Source organism: Rhizomonospora bruguierae, from assembly GCF_018397995.1.
Taxonomy (GTDB): Bacteria; Actinomycetota; Actinomycetes; order Mycobacteriales; family Micromonosporaceae; genus Rhizomonospora; species Rhizomonospora bruguierae.
Genome location: NZ_BBQH01000010.1, coordinates 264,966 through 288,998 on the forward strand (window position 1 = coordinate 264,966; position 24,033 = coordinate 288,998).

General features: G+C 72.9%; 22 protein-coding genes. 16 read left to right on the top strand and 6 right to left on the bottom strand.

Annotated elements, in window-relative coordinates:
• The first annotated feature begins 90 nt into the window (after positions 1-90).
• The 9 genes from KJS59_RS01230 (at position 91) to KJS59_RS01270 (ending at position 11,361) form a co-directional block, all read left to right on the top strand.
• Positions 91-1,230 (top strand): low temperature requirement protein A, encoded by a 1,140-nt coding sequence (locus KJS59_RS01230; RefSeq protein WP_213450324.1) that lies wholly within the window; start codon positions 91-93, stop codon positions 1,228-1,230.
• 76 nt (positions 1,231-1,306) lie between these two features.
• Complete coding sequence (locus KJS59_RS01235) at positions 1,307-2,728, top strand: MFS transporter (protein WP_213450470.1); 1,422 nt, start codon at positions 1,307-1,309, stop codon at positions 2,726-2,728.
• Positions 2,729-2,942: 214 nt separating this feature from the next.
• Positions 2,943-3,944, top strand: a complete 1,002-nt coding sequence (locus KJS59_RS01240) for a LacI family DNA-binding transcriptional regulator (protein WP_213450325.1) — start codon at positions 2,943-2,945, stop codon at positions 3,942-3,944.
• Positions 3,945-4,081: 137 nt separating this feature from the next.
• Positions 4,082-5,758: an ABC transporter substrate-binding protein gene (locus KJS59_RS01245; RefSeq protein WP_213450326.1), complete on the top strand. Its 1,677-nt coding sequence runs from the start codon at positions 4,082-4,084 to the stop codon at positions 5,756-5,758.
• Between the two features lie 72 nt (positions 5,759-5,830).
• A complete protein-coding gene (locus tag KJS59_RS01250) occupies positions 5,831-6,916 on the top strand; it encodes an ABC transporter ATP-binding protein (RefSeq protein ID WP_213450327.1) in 1,086 nt (361 codons plus the stop codon).
• Entirely contained in the window at positions 6,913-7,893 is a 981-nt protein-coding gene (locus KJS59_RS01255) for an ABC transporter permease (RefSeq protein ID WP_213450328.1), read from the top strand. Before KJS59_RS01250 ends, KJS59_RS01255 begins: the two co-directional genes overlap by 4 nt.
• 3 nt (positions 7,894-7,896) lie before the next feature.
• Positions 7,897-8,922, top strand: coding sequence for an ABC transporter permease (locus KJS59_RS01260; protein ID WP_213450329.1), 1,026 nt, complete (start codon positions 7,897-7,899; stop codon positions 8,920-8,922).
• The gene (locus KJS59_RS01265; protein ID WP_213450330.1) at positions 8,919-9,917 is read left to right on the top strand and encodes an ABC transporter ATP-binding protein; all 999 of its coding nucleotides are present in this window, start codon (positions 8,919-8,921) and stop codon (positions 9,915-9,917) included. Before KJS59_RS01260 ends, KJS59_RS01265 begins: the two co-directional genes overlap by 4 nt.
• Positions 9,918-9,948: 31 nt before the next feature.
• Entirely contained in the window at positions 9,949-11,361 is a 1,413-nt protein-coding gene (locus KJS59_RS01270) for a GH1 family beta-glucosidase (protein ID WP_213450331.1), read from the top strand.
• Here KJS59_RS01270 and KJS59_RS01275 read toward each other — a convergent pair.
• On the bottom strand, positions 11,358-12,599 hold the full coding sequence (locus tag KJS59_RS01275; protein ID WP_249713768.1) for an ROK family transcriptional regulator: 1,242 nt from the start codon (positions 12,597-12,599) through the stop codon (positions 11,358-11,360). The genes KJS59_RS01270 and KJS59_RS01275 overlap by 4 nt on opposite strands.
• A 212-nt stretch (positions 12,600-12,811) precedes the next feature.
• On the opposite strand from KJS59_RS01275, the gene KJS59_RS01280 reads away from it, so the two are divergent.
• Together KJS59_RS01280 and KJS59_RS01285 are read left to right on the top strand one after the other, a co-directional pair.
• On the top strand, positions 12,812-14,176 hold the full coding sequence (locus tag KJS59_RS01280; protein ID WP_213450333.1) for a GH1 family beta-glucosidase: 1,365 nt from the start codon (positions 12,812-12,814) through the stop codon (positions 14,174-14,176).
• A gap of 20 nt (positions 14,177-14,196) precedes the next feature.
• Complete coding sequence (locus tag KJS59_RS01285) at positions 14,197-14,706, top strand: flavin reductase family protein (protein WP_249713769.1); 510 nt, start codon at positions 14,197-14,199, stop codon at positions 14,704-14,706.
• A 9-nt stretch (positions 14,707-14,715) separates the two neighbouring features.
• On the opposite strand, the gene KJS59_RS01290 is transcribed toward KJS59_RS01285, so the two are convergent.
• Positions 14,716-15,609, bottom strand: coding sequence for a LysR family transcriptional regulator (locus KJS59_RS01290; protein ID WP_213450334.1), 894 nt, complete (start codon positions 15,607-15,609; stop codon positions 14,716-14,718).
• A 79-nt stretch (positions 15,610-15,688) separates the two neighbouring features.
• Here KJS59_RS01290 and KJS59_RS01295 point away from each other — a divergent pair, with 79 nt between their 5' ends.
• The 4 genes from KJS59_RS01295 (at position 15,689) to KJS59_RS01310 (ending at position 18,950) form a co-directional block, all read left to right on the top strand.
• Positions 15,689-16,108 (top strand): RidA family protein, encoded by a 420-nt coding sequence (locus KJS59_RS01295; RefSeq protein WP_213450335.1) that lies wholly within the window; start codon positions 15,689-15,691, stop codon positions 16,106-16,108.
• A 55-nt stretch (positions 16,109-16,163) separates the two neighbouring features.
• Positions 16,164-17,186, top strand: coding sequence for an ROK family protein (locus tag KJS59_RS01300; protein ID WP_213450336.1), 1,023 nt, complete (start codon positions 16,164-16,166; stop codon positions 17,184-17,186).
• Positions 17,187-17,355: 169 nt separating this feature from the next.
• Complete coding sequence (locus tag KJS59_RS01305; protein ID WP_213450337.1) at positions 17,356-18,273, top strand: sensor histidine kinase; 918 nt, start codon at positions 17,356-17,358, stop codon at positions 18,271-18,273.
• The gene (locus KJS59_RS01310; RefSeq protein ID WP_213450338.1) at positions 18,270-18,950 is read left to right on the top strand and encodes a response regulator; all 681 of its coding nucleotides are present in this window, start codon (positions 18,270-18,272) and stop codon (positions 18,948-18,950) included. Before KJS59_RS01305 ends, KJS59_RS01310 begins: the two co-directional genes overlap by 4 nt.
• Here KJS59_RS01310 and KJS59_RS01315 read toward each other — a convergent pair.
• The 4 genes from KJS59_RS01315 to lspA all read right to left on the bottom strand — a co-directional run bounded on the left by KJS59_RS01315 (position 18,929) and on the right by lspA (position 22,821).
• Positions 18,929-20,737 carry a multicopper oxidase family protein gene (locus tag KJS59_RS01315; protein WP_213450339.1) on the bottom strand — a complete coding sequence of 603 codons (1,809 nt, stop codon included), beginning with the start codon at positions 20,735-20,737 and terminating at the stop codon, positions 18,929-18,931. The genes KJS59_RS01310 and KJS59_RS01315 overlap by 22 nt on opposite strands.
• Positions 20,734-21,186, bottom strand: coding sequence for a DUF6220 domain-containing protein (locus tag KJS59_RS01320; protein WP_213450340.1), 453 nt, complete (start codon positions 21,184-21,186; stop codon positions 20,734-20,736). The genes KJS59_RS01315 and KJS59_RS01320 overlap by 4 nt, the downstream gene beginning before the upstream one ends.
• A gap of 11 nt (positions 21,187-21,197) precedes the next feature.
• Positions 21,198-21,425: a hypothetical protein gene (locus tag KJS59_RS01325; RefSeq protein WP_213450341.1), complete on the bottom strand. Its 228-nt coding sequence runs from the start codon at positions 21,423-21,425 to the stop codon at positions 21,198-21,200.
• A 790-nt stretch (positions 21,426-22,215) separates the two neighbouring features.
• Positions 22,216-22,821 carry a signal peptidase II gene (lspA, locus tag KJS59_RS01330; RefSeq protein ID WP_249713770.1) on the bottom strand — a complete coding sequence of 202 codons (606 nt, stop codon included), beginning with the start codon at positions 22,819-22,821 and terminating at the stop codon, positions 22,216-22,218.
• Positions 22,822-23,028: 207 nt separating this feature from the next.
• Here lspA and KJS59_RS01335 point away from each other — a divergent pair, with 207 nt between their 5' ends.
• Positions 23,029-23,979, top strand: coding sequence for an aminotransferase class V-fold PLP-dependent enzyme (locus tag KJS59_RS01335; RefSeq protein WP_213450343.1), 951 nt, complete (start codon positions 23,029-23,031; stop codon positions 23,977-23,979).
• Positions 23,980-24,033: the final 54 nt, after the last annotated feature.

Sequence of the window (24,033 nt, forward strand, 5' to 3'; positions counted from 1 at the left end):
TCCGCTCCCCGAGGGTGCGGCGCGGGCGGCCACGGCGGCCGGCCGCGCTCCGGGCCGAGTGAGGCGCCGGCAGCGGGGTACGCCTCTGCGGTGGCGGCGCCCTCGGCCAAGCGGGTCACCTGGGCCGAGCTGTTCTTCGACCTGGTCTTCGTGTTCGCCGCGACCCAGGTCTCCGGCCTGGTGCGCCTGCACCGCGGCTGGACCGGCGTCGGCATCGCCGTGCTCGTGCTCACCCCGATGTACTGGGGCTGGATCGGCACCAGCGTCTACGCGAACCGGCGCGACATCGAGCACGCACGGGACCGGTTGGGGCTGCTGGGGCTGGGTCTGGCGGTCCTCGCGATGGCGCTGGCCGTGCCGGGGGCCAGCACCAACCGGGGCGTCGAGTTCGCCGCCGCCTACCTGGCGCTGGCGATCCTCCTGTGGCTGCTCAGCTTCCCCGAGTGGCGCGGCGCCCGGCTCAACCCGTACCTGATCAGCGCCGCCGTCACCGGACCCCTCCTCCTCACCGGCGCCCTGTTCACCGACGGTGTCCGGCTCGGGCTGTGGTCGCTGGCCGCCGCCGTCGAGTTGAGCGGGCTGCGGCTGCTGCGGCGCCAGTTGGCGCGGGTACGGTTCGACACCGCCCACCTGAGCGAGCGGTACGGCCTGCTGGTGCTGATCGCGCTCGGCGAGTCGCTGGTCGAGGTCGGCTCGACCGCCGTGCGGCAGCCCCTGTCCAACGGCCGGTTCTTCGCCGTCGTCGCCGCGTACGCCCTGTTCGCCGGGTTCTGGTGGGCGTACTTCGTGTTCGCCATGCGGGGCCTGGACCGGGCGTTCGCCACCACCGGGCGCGCGCAGACCGACATCATCCGGCCGGCGCTCAGCTACGCCCACCTGCCGTTCGTCTGCGGCATCATCGGCGCGGCGGTCGGCGCCATCGACGCGATCGCCGCGCCCCACCGCCCCATCGACCGGTACTCGGGCACCCTGCTCGCCGGCGGTGCCAGCCTGTACTTCGCCACCTTCGCCTACGCCCGCTGGCAGGTGTACCGGACCGTCTCGATGCGCCGGCTGGCCACCGCCGCGGCCTGCGCGGCCCTGATCCCCTTCGCCGGCCGGATGCCGGCCATGTTCTTCCTGGCCGCCCTGGCGGTGATCGTGGCCGCGGTCAACGCGGTGGAGGAGGTGCAGGCGCACCGGCACGGGCTGGAGTACCTGTGGCGGTCGCGCCGGCCCCGCGAGCCGTGACCGGCGGGGTTTCCGCCGCCCGTCACCGGGTAGCGCGACCGTGGTGAGCACACAGTCGGCCGCCGCCGCACCCCAGATGTCCAACCGGGACCGTTGGCGGGCGACCGGCGTCGGCCTGGTCGCCGTCTTCATGACCCTGCTCGACGTGAGCATCGTCAACGTGGCGATCCCGTCCATCGAGGCCGGTCTGAACCTCGGCCCGGCGGCACTCCAGTGGGTGCTCGCCGGGTACGCGCTCACGTTCGGCCTGCTGCTGGTCCCGGCCGGCCGGGTCGGTGACGCCCGCGGCCGGCGCCCGGTGTTCGTGACCGGGCTGGCCCTGTTCACCGTCTCCAGCGCCGCCGCCGGCCTGGCCCGCAGTCCGCTGTGGCTGGTGGTGGCCCGGCTCGTCCAGGGCGCCGCGGCCGGCGTCGCCACGCCGCAGGTCGCCGGCCTGATCCAGCAGTTGTTCCGGCCGGTGGACCGGGGCCGGCCCTTCGGCCTGCTGGGCGCCACCGTCGGCGTCTCCACCGCGGTCGGCCCGCTGCTCGGCGGCGCCATCATCCAGATCGCCGGCGCCCACGAGGGCTGGCGCTGGGTCTTCTACATCAACGTGCCGGTCGGCATCGCCGCCATCACCCTCAGCTTCCGCTGGATCCCCTGCCGTCCACCGGAGCAGCGGCGCCGCGAGAGCCTGGACCCGGTCGGCGTGCTGCTGCTCGGGGCCGGCATCGTGTTGCTCCTGCTCCCCCTGGTGCAGGAGGGCCAGTGGACCAGCCCCCTGAGGTGGCTGCTGTTCCCCGCCTCCGCCGCCCTGCTAGCCCTGTTCCTGGCGTGGGAGCGCCGCTTCGGCCGGCACGCGCGACCCGTCATCGATCTGAGCCTGTTCCGCGTGCGCTCGTACGCCCTCGGCTCCCTGATCGCCCTGCTCTACTTCGCCGGCTTCACCGCGATCTTCTTCATCTTCACCCTCTACATCCAGATCGGCCTGCGCTACTCCGCGCTGCAGGCCGGCCTGGCCGTCACCCCGTTCGCCCTCGGCTCGGCCGGCGCCGCAGCCCTCGGCGGCCGGGTGGTCAACCGCTACGGCCGCCCCCTGGTCGTCATCGGCCTGGTGTTGGTCGCCGTCGGTCTGGGCGCCATGTACGGCGTCCTGCATTTCGTCCCGGGTCGCGGCGCGCCCCTGGCCACCGCGCTCCCCCTGCTGATCGCCGGCATCGGCAGCGGCCTGGTCATCAGCCCCAACCAGACCCTCACCCTCTCCGAGGTTCCGGTGGACCGGGCCGGCAGCGCCGCCGGCGTCCTGCAGACCGGCCAGCGCATCGGCGCCGCGGTCGGCATCGGCGCCATCGGCTCGGTCTTCTTCAACAGCCTCGCCGCCGCCCCGAACCACTGGTCGAGTGCCTTCCGCCTGTCGCTGCTCGTGGCCATCGCCTTCATGGTCGCCGCCCTGCTGGCCGCCCTCCCCGACCTGCGCACCATCCCGTCCCGGCACCAGTCCGAGCAGCCCTCCCGCTGACCGCCCCACCCGGCCGACCCGCCCCCGGCCTCCTCACCGCCCCGCTCCCCTCGCGCGCGTTTCTTTAGGTTTTGAATTTAGGCTTTGTTCGTTACCTCGGCGTTATTGACGTGGCCCAGCTCACTCGGGTTGACTCGGCCCCGGAACCGCTTCCGCAACCGGTTCCGAACGGTGCCGTCGCGGCGACCCGAGATCGCCGGAGGGGGTGGGGCGGATGCCGATCACCATCGCCGACGTGGCCGCGCGGGCGGGCGTCAGCAAGACCACCGTCTCCCGCGTACTGAACGGCAAGGGCGAACTCGACGAGTCGACCGCCGCCCGGGTACGGGAGGTGATCGCCGAGCTCGGGTACGTGCCCAGCGCGCGGGCGGTCGGCCTGGCGCGGGGGCGGACCCGGATCGTCGGGATGCTGGTGCCGTCGCTGACCTGGCCGTGGATGGGCGAGGTGCTCCAGGGCGCGGTGGACGTGGTGGAGACCGAGGGGTACGGGCTGCTGCTGTTCACCTGCAACCGGGGCGACGAGTCGATGCGGCAGTTCGCCTCGCAGGTGTCCGCCAAGTCGTTCGACGGGCTGCTGGTGATCGAGCCGGAGGGGACCCTGGAGTACATCGCCGGGCTGCACGGGCGGGGCCTGCCGGTGGTGATGATCGATGATCGGGCACACCAGCCGCTGTTCCCGTCGGTGGCCACGACGAACCGGAGCGGCGCGCACGCGGCCGGCGCGCACCTGCTCGCCCTGCGGCGGTACCGGCCGCTGGTGATCACCGGATTGGAGCGCTTCGGCTGTACCCAGGAGCGGCTGGCCGGGTTCGCCGACGCGTACACGTTCGCCGGGTACCCGATCGATCCGGCGATGGTGGTCGAGGGGGACTTCACCTTCGACTGCGGGCGGCGGGCGGTGCGCCGGGCACTGGCCGACGGCCTGATCTTCGACGCGGTGTTCGCGCACAACGACCTGTCGGCGGCCGGGGCGATGGCCGCCGTGCGGGAGGCCGGCAAGAGCGTACCGGAGGACGTGGCCGTGGTGGGCTTCGACGACCTGACGCTCGCGGCGCACACTGATCCGCCACTCAGTTCCGTGCACCAGCCGCTCAGGCAGATGGGCGAGACGGCGGCCCGCCTGCTCATCTCGCACTTCGAGGGCGCGCCCCTGCCCTCGGTACCCACCGTCATACCCACGACGTTCACGATTCGCGCCTCAACGGCCGTTGCGTGAGAGCGCTCTCTCCCCTACAAAAGGGAGAACCACTGCCCGAGCACCAACGCTAACCACATAACCCCACCCAAGAGGCCGGATGTCGTGCACCGGCCGCAATGCCGTACGCCCGACAAAATGCACCAGAGGGAGTCTGAATGCGTACCACCCGAACTATCGCGCTCGCCCTGGCGGGCACGCTCGCGATGGCGGGCCTCGCCGCGTGCGGCGACAGCCCGAACGCCAGCAAGAACAACGGCCCGGCGGCCACGGTGCTGAACGTCGGCATGCCCAACGGCCCGCAGACCGAGAACCACAACCCGTTCCTCGGGTCGTCCTCGGGCGCCTCCCTCGGGTACCGCTGGATGATCTACGAACCGCTGGTGATGACCAACCCGATCCGCCCGGCCGAGCAGGGCAAGCCGTGGCTGGCCACCAAGTGGGAGTGGGCGGACAACTTCCAGCGGGTCACGTTCACCATCCGGGACGGCGTGCAGTTCTCCGACGGCCACCCGATGACCGCCGACGACGTCGTGTACACATTCGACCTGCGCAAGGCCAACCCCGGCCTGAACCAGGACGCGATCCCGTACAAGGACGTCAGCGCCAGCGGCAACCAGGTGACGGTCACCTTCACCAAGTCGCAGTTCGTGAACCAGACGAAGATCCTGAACGTGTTCGTGGTGCCGAAGCACCAGTGGTCCACGCTGAAGGACCCGACCACGGACATCATCAAGGAGCCGATCGGCACCGGCCCGTACACGCTGAAGTCGTTCACCCCGCAGACCACCACGCTGAGCGTGCGTACCGAGGGCTACTGGCAGGACCTGCCGAAGGTCAAGGAGCTGCGGTACACCTCGTACAACGACAACAACGCGCAGACCACCGCGCTGGCCAACGACAGCGCCGAGTGGAGCTTCGTGTTCATCCCGAACTACAAGTCGGTGTACGTGGACAAGGACCCGGAGCACCACAAGCTGTGGTTCCCGCCGAACCTGGGCATCCACGGCCTGTGGTTCAACACCACCCGGAAGCCGCTGGACAACCCGGCGCTGCGCCGGGCGATCAACATGGTGGTCAACCGGGACGACATCTTCGAGCAGGGCGAGGCCGGCTACTTCTACCCGAAGGTGGAAAGCGTCACGGGCATCCCCACCCCGGCCGGTGAGTCGTTCATCGCGCCCGAGTTCAAGGGCCAGAACCACAAGGTGGACGTGGAGGGCGCCAAGAAGGAACTGGCGGACGCCGGGTTCAAGCTGGACGGCACCGTGCTGAAGGACCCGAGCGGCAAGCCGGTGACGATCACGCTGACCGACCCGGCCGGCTGGTCCGACTACATCACCGACCTCGAGATCATCAAGGACAACCTGTCCCAGATCGGGATCGCGGCCAAGGTGGACAAGGCCAACCAGGACGCCTGGTTCAAGGCGATCGACGAGGGCCGGTTCGACGCCGCGATGCACTGGACCAACGGCGGCGCCACGCCGTACGACATCTACCAGAACATCATGGACGGCGCGATCCTCAAGCCGGTCGGCACCGGCGGCGTGAACGGCAACTACGGCCGGTTCAACAGCCCGGAGGCGACGAAGGCGCTGGACGACTACGCCAACGCCTCGGACGACGCGACCCGGACCGCCGCGCTGAACACGCTCCAGAAGATCATGGTGGAGCAGATGCCGATCGTGCCGACGTCCGCCGCGAACGTGGGTGGCCAGTACAACACCAAGAACTGGGTGGGCTGGCCGGACGAGGCCAACCCGTACGCGCCGGTCCAGCCGACCCAGCAGAACGCCCTCGAGGTGGTCCTGCGCCTGCAGCCGGCCAACTCCTGACCTGATCCGATCCGTTCCCCGGGGTGGCCGGCCGCCACCCCGGGGGACCCACACCCCAGGCGGGACGAGGCGATGACCATCCGCGAGACCCCGGCCGCCCCCACCACCGAGGTGGTCCTCGAGGCGGCCGGCCTGACCAAGCACTTCCCGGTGCGCCGGAAGCTGCGGAGCCTGTTCAAGCCGGTCCGGTTCGTGCACGCGGTCGACGACGTGAACCTGACCCTGCGGCGCGGCCGGGTCACCGCGCTGGTCGGCGAGTCCGGCTCGGGCAAGTCCACGGTCGCCCGGCTGCTGGCCCAGCTGTACCCGCGTACCGGCGGCGAGATCAAGCTGCACGGCCAGCCGACCCGGGTGCGCGGGGGGCGCGCCTTCCGGGCCTACGCGCGCCGGGTACAGATGATCTTCCAGGACCCGTTCGCGTCGCTGAACCCGGTGCACACCGTGCGGTACCACCTGACCCGGGCGCTGCGCATCCACCAGCGCGCCGGGCGGACGCCGGCGGACCTGGAGACGGCGCTGTGCGACCTGCTCACCCGGGTGCAGCTCACCCCGCCGGAGCGGTACCTGGACAAGTTCCCGCACGAGCTGTCCGGGGGGCAGCGCCAGCGGGTGGCGATCGCCCGCGCCCTGGGCGCCGACCCGACGGCGCTGCTGGCCGACGAGCCGGTGTCCATGCTGGACGTGTCGATCCGGCTCGGCGTGCTCAACCTGCTGCGGAACCTGAAGGAGCGGCTGAACCTGGCCATCCTCTACATCACCCACGACATCGCCTCGGCCCGGTACTTCGCCGACGACACGATGGTCATGTACGCGGGGCGGATGGTGGAGGGCGGCGACAGCGAGACCGTCACCCAGCGGCCGGCGCACCCGTACACCCAACTGTTGATCGACTCGGCGCCCGACCCGGACCAGATCCAGGGCGGCACCGGGTCCGTGCCGCGCGACGCCGGCGGCGGCGAGCCGCCCAGCCTGATCGACCCGCCCGGCGGCTGCCGCTTCCACCCCCGCTGCCCGGCGGTGATGCCGCGCTGCAGCACCGACCTGCCGCCGCGGCTGGAGATCGGTGACGCCCCCGGCCACTGGGCCGCCTGCTGGCTGTACGACCCCGCCGGCGCGGCCCCGTCCGGCACCCCGGCTGCCCGGGAGATTGGCTCATGAAGTATCTGTTGCAGCGCATCGCGTTCTACCTGTTCACCATGTGGGCCGCGATCACCCTGAACTTCTTCATCCCGCGGATGATCCCCGGCGACCCGGTCCAGGCGATGATCGCCCGGTTCCAGGGCCAGATGAGCACGCAGGCGGTCGCCTCGCTGTACGTGCTGTTCGGGCTGGACAAGAAGCAGAGCATCTGGGCCGACTACCGGGGCTACTGGATCCAGCTGTTCCACGGCGACCTGGGCCTGTCGTTCACGTTCTTCCCGGCGCCGGTGTCGCAGGTGCTCGCCCAGAGCCTGCCCTGGACCGTGGCCCTGGTCGGCGTCACCACGCTGCTCAGCTTCATGATCGGCACGATGCTGGGCGTCTTCGCCGGCTGGCGGCGCGGCTCCTGGGTGGACGGTCTGCTGCCGGCCACCACGTTCCTGTCGTCCATCCCGTACTTCTGGCTGGGGCTGATCGCGATCGCCCTGCTCGCCGGGCCGGGCAGCTTCTTCCCCTCCTCAGGCGGGTACGACCCGGGCCTGGTGCCGGCGTTCGACGGCTACTTCATCCCGAGCGCGATCCGGCACAGCCTGCTGCCGGCCCTGACGATCCTGGTCTCGTCGGTCAGCGGCTGGATCCTCAGCATGCGCAACATGATGGTCACGGTCGCCTCCGAGGACTACATCACGGTCGCGCACGCCAAGGGCCTGTCGGAGAAGCGGGTGATGTTCGGGTACGCCGCCCGCAACGCGCTGCTGCCCAACGTCTCCGGCTTCGCCCTGGCGCTGGGCTTCATCGTCGGCGGCACCCTGCTGGTGGAGATCGTGTTCTCCTACCCGGGCCTGGGCTACCAGTTGTTCCAGGCGGTCGGCGCCAAGGACTACCCGCTCATGCAGGGCATCTTCCTGATCATCACGCTGTCCGTGCTGCTGGCGAACCTGCTGGCGGACGTGGCCTACCTGGCGCTCGACCCGCGCACCCGTAAGGAGGGCTGAGCGATGACCCTCGCCACCACCGACCTCAACGCGATCACGCCGGACGGGCCGGCCAGCGACCTCATCGGGCGGTCGAAGCGCACGCGGCTGCGGTTCGTGGCCAACCGGAAGGCGGCGACCGGCCTGGCGGTGCTCGGGTTCTTCCTGCTGATCTCGGTGATCGGGCCGTGGATCGCCCCGTACGACCCGTCCAAGCGCAGTTCGGACCTGATCCAGCCGCCGTCCGCCGCGCACTGGTTCGGCACCACCCACCTGGGTCAGGACGTGTTCAGTCAGGTTCTGGTCGGCACCCGGAGCGTCATCTTCGTCGGGTTCCTCGCCGGGGCGGTCGCCACGATCCTGTCGGTCCTGATCGGGGTCACCGCCGGGTACCTGGGCGGGCCGGCCGACGAGGGGCTGTCGGCGCTGTCCAACGTGTTCCTGGTGATCCCGGCCCTGCCGCTGATCATCATCATCACGTCCACCGTGGAGGAGGCCGGCGACACGGTCGTGGCCCTGGTCATCGGGTTGACCTCGTGGGCGTGGAACGCCCGGGTGCTGCGTGCGCAGACGCTCTCGCTGCGCCGCCGCGAGTACATCGAGGCGGCCCGCGCGACCGGCGAGAGCACCTGGCGGCTCATCCTGTTCGAGGTGCTGCCGAACCTCACCGCGATCATCGCGTCCGGCTTCGTCGGCACGGTCATCTTCGCGGTCATGTCCGAGATCACCCTGGCCTTCATCGGCATCTCCTCCACGGCGGACTGGAACTGGGGCACGATCCTGTTCTGGGCGCAGAGCCAGCAGGCCCTCGCGCAGGGTGCCTGGTGGTGGTTCGTCCCCGCCGGCCTGGCCATCGCGATCCTGGGCACCGCGCTGTCGCTGGTGAACTTCGGCATCGACGAGTTCGTCAGCCCCCGGCTGCGCAGCAGCGGCCGGACGAAGATCAGGACGGCCACCGGCGGGACCGTGCGGATGCGGGTCGGTTTCACGCCGGTGCTCGCCACGACCGCGCGCACGATCGAGGCGCGCAACGGTAAGGAGCAGTCGTGAAGGACCCGGTCCTGGAGATCAGAGACCTCAATGTGGACTACGGCCTGGGGGACCAGGCCGTGCACGCGGTCCGCGACGTGAGCCTGACCCTGCACCGGGGCGAGGTGCTGGGCCTGGCCGGGGAGAGCGGCAGCGGCAAGTCCACCCTGGCGTACGGGCTGACCCGGCTGCTGCCCCCGCCCGGGGTGATCCGCGGCGGGCAGGTCATCTACCACCCGGCGGCCGGTCCGGCGTACGACGTGATGGCGCTCAGCCACGCCGAACTGCGGGCGTTCCGCTGGGCGGAGACGTCGATCGTGTTCCAGGGCGCGATGAACTCGCTGAACCCGGTGTACAAGGTGTCCACGCAACTGCTGGACGTGATCAGGGCGCACGAGCCGAGGATGCCCGCCTCCGCCCGGCTGGCCCGCGCCCGCGAACTGCTCAGGCTGGTGGGCATCGCCGCGGACCGGATGGACAGCTACCCGCACCAGCTCTCCGGCGGCATGCGCCAGCGGGTGATGATCGGCATGGCGCTCGCCCTGGAGCCGCAGATCGTCATCATGGACGAGCCGACCACCGCGCTGGACGTGGTCATGCAGCGGCAGATCCTGCGCCAGCTCATCGAGTTACGTGAGCGGCTCGGCTTCTCGGTGCTGTTCATCACCCACGACCTGTCGCTGCTGGTGGAGTTCTCGGACCGGATCGCGATCATGTACGGCGGGCGGATCGTCGAGGAGGCCCCGGCGCCGGCGCTGTATCGGGACTCCCTGCACCCGTACAGTGACGGACTGCTACATTCGTTCCCCGCCCTGCGCGGCGAACGGCGGGAACTGACCGGCATCCCCGGCTCCCCGCCGGACCTGCGCAACATGCCGACCGGCTGCTCGTTCCACCCCCGCTGTTCGAAGGCGTTCGAGCCCTGCCCGGACCGGGTGCCGGTGCTCGGGCACCCGCGCACCCCGGACGGCCGCACCCGCACCGTCGCCTGCTGGCTGCACCCGGCCACGGGCTAGAAGCTCGGTAGGAACCGACCTCAGGAGAACTATGGACCCGACCGCGACCCTGTCCCCCGTCGACGACTCGTCCCGCCACGGCCCCCTCGACGACCTGCCGACCGGCTTCCGGTGGGGCGTGGCGACCTCCGCGTACCAGATCGAGGGGGCGGTCGCCGAGGACGGGCGGACCCCGTCGATCTGGGACACGTTCTGCCGGGTGCCCGGCGCGGTGGCCGGCGGCGACATCGGGGACGCCGCCTGCGACCACTACCACCGGATGCCCGAGGACGTGGCCCTGATGCGGGACCTGGCGGTCGACACGTACCGCTTCTCGGTGGCCTGGCCGCGGGTGCAGCCGGGCGGCCGGGGCCCCGCGAACCCGGCGGGGCTGGCGTTCTACGACCGGCTCGTGGACGAACTGCTCGGCAACGGCATCGACCCGTGGGTCACCCTGTACCACTGGGACCTGCCGCAGGAGCTGGAGGACGCCGGCGGCTGGCCGGTGCGGGAGACCGCGTACCGGTTCGCCGACTACGCGCTGCTCGTCTTCGACAGGTTGAGCGACCGGGTCCGCACCTGGACCACGCTCAACGAGCCGTGGTGCTCCGCGATGCTCGGCTACGCGTACGGGGCGCACGCGCCGGGGCGGCGCGACTTCGCGGCGAGCATGCACGCCGTGCACCACCTGCTGCTCGCCCACGGGTTGGCGACCCAGCGGATGCGGGCGGCCGCGCCCGGCCCGGTCGACCTGGGCATCACCCTGAACATGGGCACCGCCGAGCCGGCCACGGACAGCGACCTGGACGCCGCCGCCGCCCGCCGCTCCGACGGGCTCGGCACCCGCCTCTATTTGGACCCGCTGCGGCGCGGCCGGTACCCGGCGGACGTGCTGGCGGACCTGGAGCGGCGCGGCATCCGGCTGCCGGTCGAGCCGGGCGACCTGGAGATCATCTCGGCGCCGATCGACGTGCTGGGCGTCAACTACTACATGGGTCACCTGTTCTCCGGCGTGGACGAGGACGGCCGCACCGTGGACGCCGCCGGCAACCCGGTCGTCCGGGCGATCCCGCGCGGGCTGCCGCGCACCGCGATGGACTGGGAGATTTTCCCGCAGGGCCTGACGGACCTGCTCACCCGCGTCGCCCGGGACTATCCGGGGGTCCCGATGGTGGTGACCGAGAGCGGCGCCGCGTTCGACGACGCGCCCGACGCGACCGGCTACGTGGCGGACGAGGACCGCACCGCCTACCACGCGGCGCACATCGCGGCCGTCGCGCGCGCCTGCCGGGACGGCGCCGACGTGCGCGGGTACTTCGCCTGGTCGCTGCTGGACAACTTCGAGTGGGCGTACGGGTACGACAAGCGGTTCGGCATCGTCCGGGTGGACTACGACACGCAGGTGCGCACGCCGAAGCGGTCGGCCCTCTGGTACCGCGACACGATCCGCCGGCTGCGCGGCTAGCGGGCCCGGGCCGGGGTGGGGCAGGCGGCGCGGCCCGCTCCGCCACCGGCCCCCGCCAGGGCGGCGGCGCGGGCGATGCCGCCGTCGCTGAGCAGTTCGGCCACCGGCAGCGTCGCCGCGCCCATCGCGACCGCGTCCGGACCGAGTTCACACAGCTCGATGGTGGCCTGCGCGTACGGCTGGCGCAGGGCGTGCCGGGCGGTGGCCTCGCGGATGGCGGGCAGCATCGCGCCGCCGAGCGCCAGCCCCGCCCAGCCGCCGAGGACGATCCGCTCGGGGTTGAACAGGTTCACCAGCGTGCCGAGCCCGGCCCCGAGGTAGCCGGCGGTGTCGTCCAACACCTTCGCCGCCGTCTTCGACGTGGGGGCGGCGGCGATGACGGCGGCCAGCGCCGACTCCTCGTCCGCGCCCGGTGCCGGGCGGCCCCGGTTGGCCTGGCGGTACCGCTCCAGGATGCCCTCGGCGCCGACGTACGCCTCCAGGCAGCCGTGGGCGCCGCAGCGGCAGGCGCACCCGTCGTACGCGATCGTGGTGTGGCCCCACTCGCCCGCGCTGCTGTGCGAGCCGCGGTAGCTGGCGCCGTCCGCGACGACCGAGGCGCCGACGCCCGATCCGACCAGGGCGACCACCACGTGCCGGGAGCCGCGCCCGGCGCCGAACCACAGCTCGGCCTGGCCGAGGGTCTTGGCGCCGTTGTCGACCAGGACCGGGATGTCGGTGTCCCGGCGCAGCATCGCGCCGAGCGGGACGCCCTCCCAGCCGAGGGTCTGCGCGTGGACGACGGCGTCGCGGGTGCGCTCCACCACGCCGGACACGGCCACGCCGAGGCCGAGGACGGTGGCGGGGTCGACGCCGGCCCGGTCGACGACCGAGCCGAGGCCGTCGAGCAGCCGGTCGAGCACCTCGTCCGGCTTCGGCGTGGTGGACGAGAGCGGGTACTCGGCCTTGGCCAGCGGCGCCATCGACAGGTCGAACAGTTCCACCTGGACCCGGGTCTCGCCGACGTCGGCGCCGACCACATACCCGTAGCCGGGGGCGACCCGCAGCAGTACCCGGGGCCGGCCGCCGTCGGACTCGACGAAGCCGGCCTCCTCGACCAGGCCCTCGCCGATCATCTCGCCGATCAGGTTGCTGACGCTGGCCTGGCTGAGCGCGGTGGACTGGGCCAGTTCGTGCCGGCTGAGCGGGCCGGACCGGTACAGGTGGGTGAGCAGGACCGCCCGGTTCGCGCGCCGCACGTCGCGCACCGTTGCCCGCCTGGTATCCATCTCGCCCGCCCCCAATGACACGTGCCTGAACTGCCGTCCAAGCATGCATCACGGTTTCGGTTAATGCTTTGAACTAAGTCATGAAGTAGACGTAGACTCCGGGATGGTTTGGGGCGCCACCGCCCTGCCGGCGCCCCTGCCCGTGGCCGCCGGATGGTCTGAGACGACAAGGAGATCACCCGGTGCTCGACCTCGCCACCCTCCCGCCGTCGTTCCTGTGGGGCGTCGCCACCTCGGCCTACCAGATCGAGGGCGCGGCGACCGCCGACGGCCGCAAACCGTCCATCTGGGACACGTTCTGCCGCGTTCCGGGCGCGATCGACAACGGCGACACCGGGGACGTGGCGTGCGACCACTACCACCGCTGGCCGGAGGATGTCGCGCTGATGCGCCGGCTGAACCTCGCGGCGTACCGGTTCTCGGTGGCCTGGCCGCGGGTGCTGCCGGACGGGACCGGCCCGGTGAACCAGGCCGGCCTGGACTTCTACGACCGGCTGGTGGACGGCCTGCTGGCGGCCGGCATCCGGCCCTTCCTCACCCTCTACCACTGGGACCTGCCGCAGGCGCTCCAGGACCGGGGCGGCTGGCCGAGCCGGGAGACGGCGTACGCGTTCGGCGAGTACGCGGCGGTCGTGGCGGCCCGCCTGGGCGACCGGGTCACCGACTGGATGACCCTGAACGAGCCGCTGTGCTCGGCCTGGATCGGGCATCTGGAGGGCACGATGGCCCCCGGCGAGAGGGACCTGACCCGCGCCGTCCGGGCCTCGCACCACCTGCTGCTCGGCCACGGGCTGGCCACCGCCGCCATCCGGGCGAACGCGGCCCGGCCCCCGGCCGTCGGCGTGGTGTGCAACCTCAGCCCGATCGAGCCGCTCAGCGACGGCGAGGCGGACCGGGCCGCCGCGGTCCGCGCCGACGGGCACACCAACCGGTGGTGGCTGGACCCGCTGTTCGGTCGCGGCTACCCCGCCGACATGATCGAGACGTACCGGGTCGCTCTCCCGGTCGAGCCCGGCGACCTGGAGTCGATCGCCGCCCCGCTGGACTTCTTCGGCCTGAACTACTACTTCCGGCAGGTCGTCACCGCCGACCCGGACGGGCCGGCGCCGTTCGCCCGGCAGGTGCCGGTCCCCGCCGCGGTGGAGACCGCGATGGGCTGGGAGAGCCACGCGGCGGGCCTGGAGCAGCTGATCCTGCGGCTGGCGGAGGAGTACGGCGTGCGCAGCATCTACGTGACGGAGAACGGCTCCGCCTGGCACGACGAGGTGACCCCGGCCGGGGACATCGAGGACAAGGAGCGCACCGAGTACCTCGAACAGCACCTGGCCGCGTGCGGGGCGGCCGCCGCCAAGGGTGCCCCGATCCACGGGTACTTCGCCTGGTCGCTGCTGGACAACTTCGAGTGGGCGTACGGGTACGACAAGCGGTTCGGGCTGGTCCACGTGGACTACCCCACCCAGCGCCGCACCATCAAGATCAGTGGCCATCGCTACGCCGAGCTAATCGCCGAACACCGCCAGCTCGCGGCCAGCCGGACGGTCGGTTGAGCCGCCGTTAGCATGGAGGCGTGCTGACCACCCCCCACCCGGACCCGGATGGACGGCTCGACCCGGACCGGTTCCGGCGGGTGCTCTCGCACTTCTGCTCCGGGGTGGTCGTCGTCACCGCCATGGCCGGCGCCGAGCCGGTGGGGCTGACCTGCCAGTCGTTCTCCTCGCTGTCACTAGAACCGCCGCTGGTGCTGTTCGGCGTCGCGCGCACGTCCCGCAGCTGGCCGCGGTTGCGCCGGGCCGGCCGGTTCGCGGTGAACATCCTGGCCGCGGACCAGGAGCGGACCAGCCGCGCGTTCTCCGTCCAGGGCGCGGACAAGTTCTCGGTCCAGTCCTGGGAACTCGGGCCGCAGACCGGCGCGCCGCTGCTGGTCGGCGCGCTGGCCCACCTGGAGTGCGGGATCTACGCGGTGCACGACGGCGGCGACCACGAGATCGTGGTGGGGCGGGTGCTGGCGCTGCGCGAGCACGAGCATCCCGGCCCGGCGCTGCTCTACTTCCGCAGCGGGTACCACCGCCTCGGCTGACCCGGCCGGCTACAGGTCCGCCGCCGACCTCACCAGGTGGTCGAGCAGCACCCGGACCGCCGGCGAGCGGGTGCGCCCGGCGGGCGTCGCCGCGAACACCCGCCGCGCGGAGGCGTCATCCGCGTGCAGGCGCAGCAGTGCCAGGTCCGCCGGGGTCGCGCGGGCCGCCAGTTCCGGTACCAGGGCCACGCCGAGGCCGGCCGCGACGCAGCCGAGCTTGCCGGTCCACTCGGCGGCGACGATGTCCACCCGGGGCCGGAACCCGCGCGGCAGCGTGGACCGCAGCAGGGTGTCCTCCACGGTCGCCGAGCCGGCGATCCAGTAGTCGTCCGCGAACTCCGCCAGCCGGACCACCCGCCGCCGGGCCAGCCGGTGGCCGCGCGGCACGGCGACCAGCAGGTGCTCGTCGAGCAGGTGGCGCAGCCGGACCCGCGCGTCGTCCAGCGGCCGGTCCGGCGGGGCGCTGACCACGGCCACGTCGGCGTCCCCGGCGGCCAGCCGCTCCAGCAGGGCGGGCGTGAGGCCCTCGACCAGGGTCAGCGCGACGTCCGGGTGCGCCGACCGGAACGCCGCCATCGCGCGGGGCACCAGCGCCGCCACGGCGGTCGGGAACGCACCGAGGCGGACCCGGCCGGCACCCAGTCCCCGAAGATCCGCCAGGTCGCGGCGGGCGGCGGCCAGCCGGTCGAGCACCGCCTCGGCGTGGCCGAGCAGGCTGCGCCCCTCCTCGGTGAGCGCCACCCCGCGCGGCAACCGGTCGAACAGCCGGACGCCCACCTCCGCCTCCAGCGCCGCCACCTGCCGGGAGACCGCCGACTGCGTGTACCGCAGCTCGGCCGCGGCGCCGGTGATCGTGCGGTGCCGGGCCACCGCCCGGAACACCTCGAGGGATTGCAGGTGCATCCGTGGCATGCTACCCACGGATGGCAGGTATGCGAGACATTCGTGGCCGGCATGGATGTCGCCGGCCTAGCGTCGGGCCGTGCGAATCACGCTGGACAACCCCGCCACCGTCCCCGCCCCCGTCGGCCCGTTCGCCCACGTGGCCCGGGTCGACCTCGGTGCCGGCGCGCTGCTGCTGCTCGCCGGCCAGATCGCGGTGGACGACAGCGGCGACCTGGTCGCGCCGGGCGACATGACCGCGCAGGCCGAACGGGTCTTCGACCTCATCAGCAGCATCCTCGCCGCGCACGGCGGCACCCTCGCCGACGTGCTGCACATCCGCACCTTCCTGACCGACCTGGCGGACCTGCCGGCGTACGGCGCCGTGCGCCGCCGGCTGTTCCCGACCGACCCGCCGGCCAGCACCACCGTCGAGGTGAGCGCGCTGTTCCGGCCCGGCGCCGTGCTGGAGGTGGAGGTGACCGCCGCGGTACCCGGGACAAGTTTCATGGTCATCTAACCACGGCGGGCCGGGACCTGCGATGATCACAGGCAGGCGCGCGGGAGGTGGACCCATGGACTGGGTGGTCGTAGGCCTGGACAACGGCGGCACGGCCAACAACGCGACGGTGCTCACCGCGGACGGCAGGTTCCTCGTGGACCGACTCGTGGAACTGCCCAGCATGGTCCGTGAGGGACCCGTCGTGGCCGTCGACGCCCTGGCCGAGGCGTACATCAACATCCTCGCGGTGACCGGGGTCGCCCCGGAGGCGGTCCGCGCGGTCGGGCTGGACACCCCCGGCCCGGCCGGCGCGACCGGCATCATCTCCGCCAAGGGCTCCACCAACTTCGCCCACCCGGACTGGCGCGGCTTCGACATCCGCGGCGCCCTGGAGGACCGCCTGGGCATCCCCGTCGTCTACAACAACGACGGCAACGCCGCCGCCCTGTACGCCCACCACGTCCACTTCGGCGCCGAGGCCGACCGGTGGTCCTCCGTGTCGGCCATCGTCGGCACCGGCCTCGGCGGCGGCGTGGTGGAAAGCGGCGAGGTCGTGCGCGGGGCGGCCGGCATGGCCGGCGAACTGGGCCACGTGCACATCCCCACCCACGACCTGCTGGAACCGGACCAGCCCGTGCCCGAATGCAACTGCGGCTTCGCCGGGGACGCCGAAAGCGTCGCCTCCCTCACCGGCATCGAGAAGAACCTCCTGCCGTACTGGCTGACCCGCTACCCCGACCACGAGCTGAACGCCGTCCCCACCATGCGGGATGGGGCGAAACTGGTCCGCTCCTACGCCGAACGGGGCGACGAGATGGCGCTGAGGATCTTCGGCCAGCAGGCGCGGGCGCTGGGCCGGCTATTCACCATCGCCGCCAACTTCACCGACCCGGCGGCGTACTTCCTCGGCGGCGGCGTCGTGGAGACCACCCCCGAGCTGCGCGCGTGGTTCCTGGCCGAGGTCCGCGAGAACACCCTCCTGCGCGCGGAACAGGCCGCCACCGCCACCCTGGCGCTGGTTCCGGAGCTGGACATGGCCGGCGCCCGCGGCGCGGCCATCGCCGCCCGCACCCTGGTCGGCGCCACACTCCGCTGACCCCACGCCGCCCGGGCGGCTACGCCTGGAGGAGTACGCGGAAAGTCCGTCTGGCGCAGGGCGACTGACCGGTACCGACCTGTTTAGGCTGGCCGCGTGGTGTTGTCGGGGGTGGTCACGAGGCTGGTGCGGGGGCGCGGAACGGCGCTGTATCCTCACCTACACGCTGGTGTTCCACGGCCGCCGGGCCGCGAGCGTGGTGACCACCGTGGCGATCTGCGCCGCGAAGCTGATCGGCGGCTGGATCGCGAGCGGCGAGCCGCTGCACGCGCTGGCCCCGGTGCTGTGGATCAGCGGTTGGCTGGTCGCCGTGCTGGTCTGGGGCGAGGTCAGCCGGCACCGCCACGCGTACCTGGAGCAGGTGCGGCAGCGGGCGGTGGATGCGGAGCGCAACCGCGAGGAGCTGGCCCACCGCCGGGCCGTCGAGGAGCGGCTGCGCATCGCCCGCGAGCTGCACGACTCGCTCACCCACGCGATCTCGGTGGTGACGGTCCAGTCCTCGGTCGCCCTGCACCTGCTGGAACGCCGCCCCGAGCTGGTCCGGCCGGCCCTGGCCGCGATCAACGAGGCCGGCCAGGAGGCGATGCGCGAACTGCGCGGCACGCTGGGCGTGCTGCGGGCGGTGGACGGTGACGAGACGCCGCCGGGCCCGGCCCGGTTGCCGCTGCTGGCGAAGCGGTTCGAGCGCTCCGGGCTCACGGTTAGGCTGCACGTGACCGGCGAACCGCGCCCGGTTCCGGCCGACACCGGTCACGCGGTCTACCGCATCGCCCAGGAGGCCCTGACCAACGTGGCCCGGCACACCGCGGACGCGCCGGCGCCGGTCACCGTGGACCTGACCCTCGTCCACCACCCGGCCCGCCTGGAGCTGCGCGTCGAGGACGACGGTCCCGGGGTGCCCGACGGCGCGCCGGTGCCGGAGGGGCACGGCCTGCGCGGCATGCGGGAGCGCGCGGCGGCGCTGGGCGGCTCGCTCGACACCGGTCCGCGCCCGGGTGGTGGGTTCCGCGTCCACGCCACGCTCCCCCTCGACGAGGCGGGCAGCCCCGCCCCGGCGGCGGTCGACGCGGCCGGGCAGGTCGCGTGATCAGCGTCCTGATCGCGGACGACCAGCCCCTCATCCGGGCCGGCTTCCGCGCCCTGCTCGAGGCCGAGGACGACCTGACCGTGGTCGGCGAGGCGGGCGACGGGGCGGCCGCCGCGACGCTCGCCGCCGACCTGCGCCCGGACGTGGTGCTGCTGGACGTGCAGATGCCCGGCACCGACGGCATCGAGGCGACCCGGCTCATCGCCGCCGACCCGGCACTGGCCGGCGTCCACATCGTGATCCTCACCAACTACGCGCTGGACGAGTACGTGTTCGCGGCGCTGCGGGCGGGGGCCTGCGGCTTCCTGGTCAAGGACACCCAGCCGACCGAGCCGCTCCGGGCGGTACGGGTCGCGGCGGCCGGGGAGGCGCTGCTGTCGCCGGCGGTGACCCGGCGCCTGATCGCCGAGTACGTCGCCACGCCACCCGCGCCGGCCGCGCCCCCGGAGCTGGACGCGCTCACACCACGCGAGCGGGAGGTGCTCGTCCTGGTGGCGGCCGGCATGTCCAACGAGGAGATAGCCGGGTCCGCCTGCATCAGCCACACCACTGCGAAGACCCACGTCAGCCGCATCCTCACCAAACTCGGCGCCCGGGACAGGGCCCAACTCGTCGTCATCGCCTACGAGTCGGGCCTCGTCACGCCCCGGGCGGGTCAGGGCTCGAAGCCGCGGTAGGCGAGGTGCGCCATCATGCCCTTGTCGGCGTGGCTGAGGTTGTGGCAGTGGTTCATCCACACGCCCGGGTTGTCCGCCCGGAAGGCCACCTGCCACACCTCGCCGGGGCGCACGTCGAACGTGTCGAGCAACAGCGGGGTGCCCGTCGGGCCGCGGCCGTCCCGACTGAGCACCAGAACCCGGTGGCCGTGCAGGTGCCACGGGTGGGTTGCCGTGCCCCGGTTCACCACGGTCATGCGTACCAGGTCGCCCTCGGCCACCACCTGGGTCGGCACGTCGGGGAAGGCCCGGCCGTTGATGGTGAACGCGTGCTGGAGGCCGCCGGAGAGGCTGAGCCCACGGTCCAGAACCATGGACAGGTCGCGGTCGAAGCGGTCGTCCGGCCCGAACGGGGTGGGCGCGGGGCTGCCGTAACCGAGCAGGTCCAGCTCGGGCCAGGAGCGGGCGTCCGGGGTGGCGGCGCCGTCCGGGTTCAGGCGGACGATGGCGGTGTCGCCGTTCAGCACGAGCGTCACCGGTCCGACCGGCATGGTGAAAGCCAGGTCGTACCGGCCGCCGGCGGGCAGGCGCAGGGTCACGCTGGTCAGCTCACCGGGCGCGTTGAGGTCGTTGCCGTCGACGGCGACGAGCCGGTACGCCACCCCCGCGAGGGCGAACCGGCGCGGCGTGTCATCGGTGTCGGTGAGCCGCAAGCGTACCGGCGTCCCCGGCGCGACCCGGCGTTCCACCGGCTGATCGGTGTCACCGACCAGGGTCGCCCCGGCCAGGGTGTGCACCGGGAGCGCCAGGTCCAGGCCGGCGGACTGCGCGGCCCGCGGATACACCACGAACGACCCGTAGAGCCCCAATTTGACGCCCCGGTCCGACACCTCGTGCGTGTGGTACCAGTAGGTACCGACCTGGTCCGCCCGGAACCGGTACACGAACTCGCCGCCGGGCGTCACCGCGTCCTGGGTGACGCCGGGCACGCCGTCCTCGCCCGCCGGCACGTCGTAGCCGTGCCAGTGCAGGGTCACGCCGGGGGTGATGTCCCGGTTGCGCAGGTGGACCTCCAGCAGGTCGCCCTGCCGCGCGGCGACCGGCGGGCCGGGAACGGTGCCGTTGAACGTCCAGGCGTCCACCCGCCGCCCGGACGGCAGGGTCAGCGTCGCGGTCTGCGCGGTCAGGTCGTACCGGCGGACGGCCCCGCCGGGGGCCGGCGTGGCCGGCCCGCGCAGGGCGCTGGAGGCGAGATGGTCTCCACCGTGGGCATGCCCCGGGGTCGGCCGGACGGCGAGGCCGCCCCCGACAAGTCCGAACAGGACGGTGAGCGCGACCGCGGCGGCCGGGATCCGGACGTTGGTCGCGCGGGCCGTCACCAGACCGGCCGCACCGACCAGCGCCAGGGCCACCAGGGCACCGCTCAGGCCCACCGGGTACCCGATGACCATCGTCACGACGGGGCCCACGGCCGCGGAGAACGCCGCCATGAACAGGGGCATCGCCGGGGCGCCCGGCGCGCCGCCCCGCAGCAGCGCAGGGAGCGTACGCGCGGCGGCGTACCCGGCTGCGGCGAGCAGCAGCGGGACGGCCAGGACCAGCTTCTCCTGCGCGAACCACCAACCCCGACCGGCGAGCAGCAGCGCACTCGCGGCCCGGGCGACGGTGAGCGCCAGCGCGCCCGCCAGCAGGACCGGCGCGAGCCGCCCCCGCCGGCCTGCCGCGACGACACCCGCCGCGGCGAGCCAGGCGGCCGTGACGAGGACGGCGACCAGCAGGTCCAGCGCGATGAGAGCGGACGTACTCATCCCGCCACCGGGGCGGAGGCGGGCGCCGGTGCCGGAGCCGGGCGGGCCGGCGCGGCGGCGAAGGCACGGGCCCGGCGCAGCACCAGACCGCTGACACCCATGGTGGCCATGCCGTTGACCGCGTGCAGGCCGAGGATCGCCAGGCCGACCGGCGTGGTGTCGTCATCGCCGCCGACCGCGCGACCGACGAGGACGATGAGCGCCTGGACCACGATCAGCCCGAGCGGCGCGGCGGTCAGGCCGATCTGCCGCCCCGGCGCGCGGGCCACCGCCGCCGCGACGATGGCCAGCAGGATCAGGGCCGGGAGGATCATCCGCCCGTTCACGTCGTGCAGGGCGTACGAGTCGTCGCGCTGCGGCCGGGCGAAAGCCCCGACCGCGGCGAAGTACATCTGGGCCATCATGGCGATCGTGAGCAGGGCACACAGGCCCAGGTAAACCTTGCGCATATCGGTGCTCCTCAACAGCGTTGACGGGAATCGGGAAGGTCGAAGAGGACGGCGACCGGGGCGGCGGGCGGCCCGGCCCGCTCCAGGCGCACGATGGCCGGGCCGAGCAGACGGTCGGCGACCCGACGCAGGGTTTCGGCGACGGCGGCGCGCTGCTCGTCGGTCAACCGGGTGCGGCGCCGACGCAGGCGCACCAGTTCGGCCTGCACCACGGCCGCCGCCCGCGCCCGCAACTCCACGCCCGCGGCCGACTCCTGAACAGCCCCGACCCCGAACGCCGCGCGCGACTCCGCGCCGGCAGCGGGGGCCCGGGCGCCCTCAACCCCGCGGGCCGCCCAGGGCGGCGGCTCCGCTCCAGCTGGCCAACATCCGGTGGCCCAGCCTCGATCGGCCGCAACCTCGGGCGCCGCCCAGGAACGTGGCTCCTCCCCTGCCGTCGGCCCCCGATCGGCCTGAAACGCACCGGCGGCGGCAGGGCCCGCGAACGGTGATGCGGCGCACGGGCCGCCGATCGGGGCGGGCAGCAACGCCGCCACCTCGTCAACCCCCGTCATCACATCCCCCTCCGCGCCGCGTCCGGGCGGCGTTACTAGAGGATCGTTTGTGGGGCGGGTCGCGGTCGTCGTGCGGAGGGCGACACTTGCGTGTACTTCTCTGGTGCCATAGGCGTAGGCGCCCCCAAGGCCGGTACGCCGCTCGGCGTACGTTGATCGCGCAACGCGTACCTTGATCACACACGGCGTAAGCGGAGCGTGGCGGCATGCGCGACCGCTCCCGTTCGGTCACGTCATCCTGCGAGATCTTGGTAAAGACACGCTGATTTCGGGGCAGATCCGTACCAAGATCCGCCGCCCGCACCCGCGGCCCGACCAGACAGGCCCGGCAATACAGGCCCGGCCGGATGGGCTCGGCGGTTGGTGTCGGGTGGCCGGCGGGCCGGCGGCGTTCGGCCTCGTTCGGCGGGTGGTCCGCCGCGGCCCAGCTAACCCGCAGTGCCCCCGCTGCGGCCCAGCTAACCCGCGGGTCCAGCTAGCCTGCGGTGTCCCGGTCCGATTCCCGGTCCGGTTCCTGTCGGGCGGGTGTCGGCGGCGGCTCGGGGCGGGTGCGGCGCCGCCCGTCCAGGCCGATATCGAACAGCGAGAGCAGCACGAGCCCGACCGCGCCCACGGTGATCGCGCTGTCCGCGATGTTGAACGCCGGGAAGTGCACGGCGTTCGGGCCGAAGACGGAGATGAAGTCGACCACCCGGCCGTCCAGGAAGCCCGGGCCCCGGAACGCGCGGTCCAGCAGGTTGCCGAGCGCGCCGCCGAGCAGCAGGCCCAGCACCACGGCCCAGAGCGGGGACCGCAGCCGCGGCGCCACCCTGATGATGACGAGGATGGCGCCGAGCGCGATGGTGGCGATCAGCACGGTCGCGCCGCTGGCGAGGCCGAACGCGATGCCGGAGTTGCGGATGAGGGACAGGTAGACCAGGCCACCGAGGATCCGCGGGGACTCGCCCGGGGTCAGGTGCGCCAGGGCCAGGTTCTTGGTCCACGCGTCCAGCGCGACGACGGCGAGGGCGGCGAGGGCGAGGGCCGTGACGCTGCGCCACCGCCGGGTGCGGTCTGTCTCGTCGGGCTGCGGGTCGTGCACCCGCCCAGTCTCCCAGACCCCGCACGGCCGGGTCGGGCGGGCCGCGTCGCACGATACGGTGACCGTGCCGCGATCGTCCACATCCGCCCCGCGGAGCACGCCCGCAACGAGGCACGCCGGCAACCCGAGCACGGCGACCCGAGCACACCCGCAACCCGAGCACATCGGTGACTGAGCACGTCAGCACCGAGCGCGAGGAGGCCCCTCATGACGTACGACGTGGCCGCCGTCCGGGCGCAGTTCCCGGCCCTCGCCGAGGGCGCCGCGCACTTCGACGCGCCGGGCGGGTCCCTGGTGCCGGAGCCGGTCGGCGCGGCCGTCGCGGGCACGCTCACGGCGGCGATCGCCAACCGGAACGAGTTCACCGCCGCGGAGCGGCACGCCGAGGCGGTGGTGCGGGAGTGCCGGTCCGCCCTGGCCGACCTGCTGGGCGCCGACCCGGCTGGTGTCGTCTTCGGCCGCAACATGACCCAACTGACCTACGACACCGCCCGGACCCTGGCGAAGGCGTGGGGCCCGGGCGACGAGGTGGTGGTCTCCCGGCTGGACCACGACGCCAACGTGCGCCCGTGGGTGCAGGCCGCCGCCGCGACCGGGGCGACGGTGCGGTGGGCCGACTTCGACCCGGAGACCGGCGAACTGGAGCCGGCGCGGGTCGCGGCCGCCGTGCTGTCCGACCGGACCCGGCTGGTGGCGGTGATGGCCGCGTCGAACCTGATCGGGACCCGGCCGGACATTCCGGCCATCGCCGACCTGGCCCATGCGGCCGGCGCCCTCCTGTACGTGGACGGGGTGCACTACGCGGCGCATGTGAGCGTGGACGTCGGCGCCCTCGGCGCGGACTTCTTCGTCTGCTCGCCGTACAAGGTTCTCGGTCCGCACTGCGGGGTGCTGGCCGCCCGGCCCGATCTGCTCGAGCGGCTGCGGCCGGACAAGCTGCTGCCCGCCACGGACGCGGTGCCCGAGCGGTACGAGCTGGGCACGCTGCCGTACGAGCTGATGGCCGGCTGCACCGCCGCGGGCTGGGCGCGGCCGGCGGCGTCCGCGTCGGCATCGCGCCCTACGTGGACGCCGCGGACGTGGCCCGCCTGCTCGACGCCCTCGCGGACCTGGTGGGCGGCGCCGACCGCTAGCCCGGTACCCGCCATCCATCGATAGTTGTCTTGACGTTCGGGTTCGGTCGGGGCTACCGTCACGCGAAAGGAATGCGCT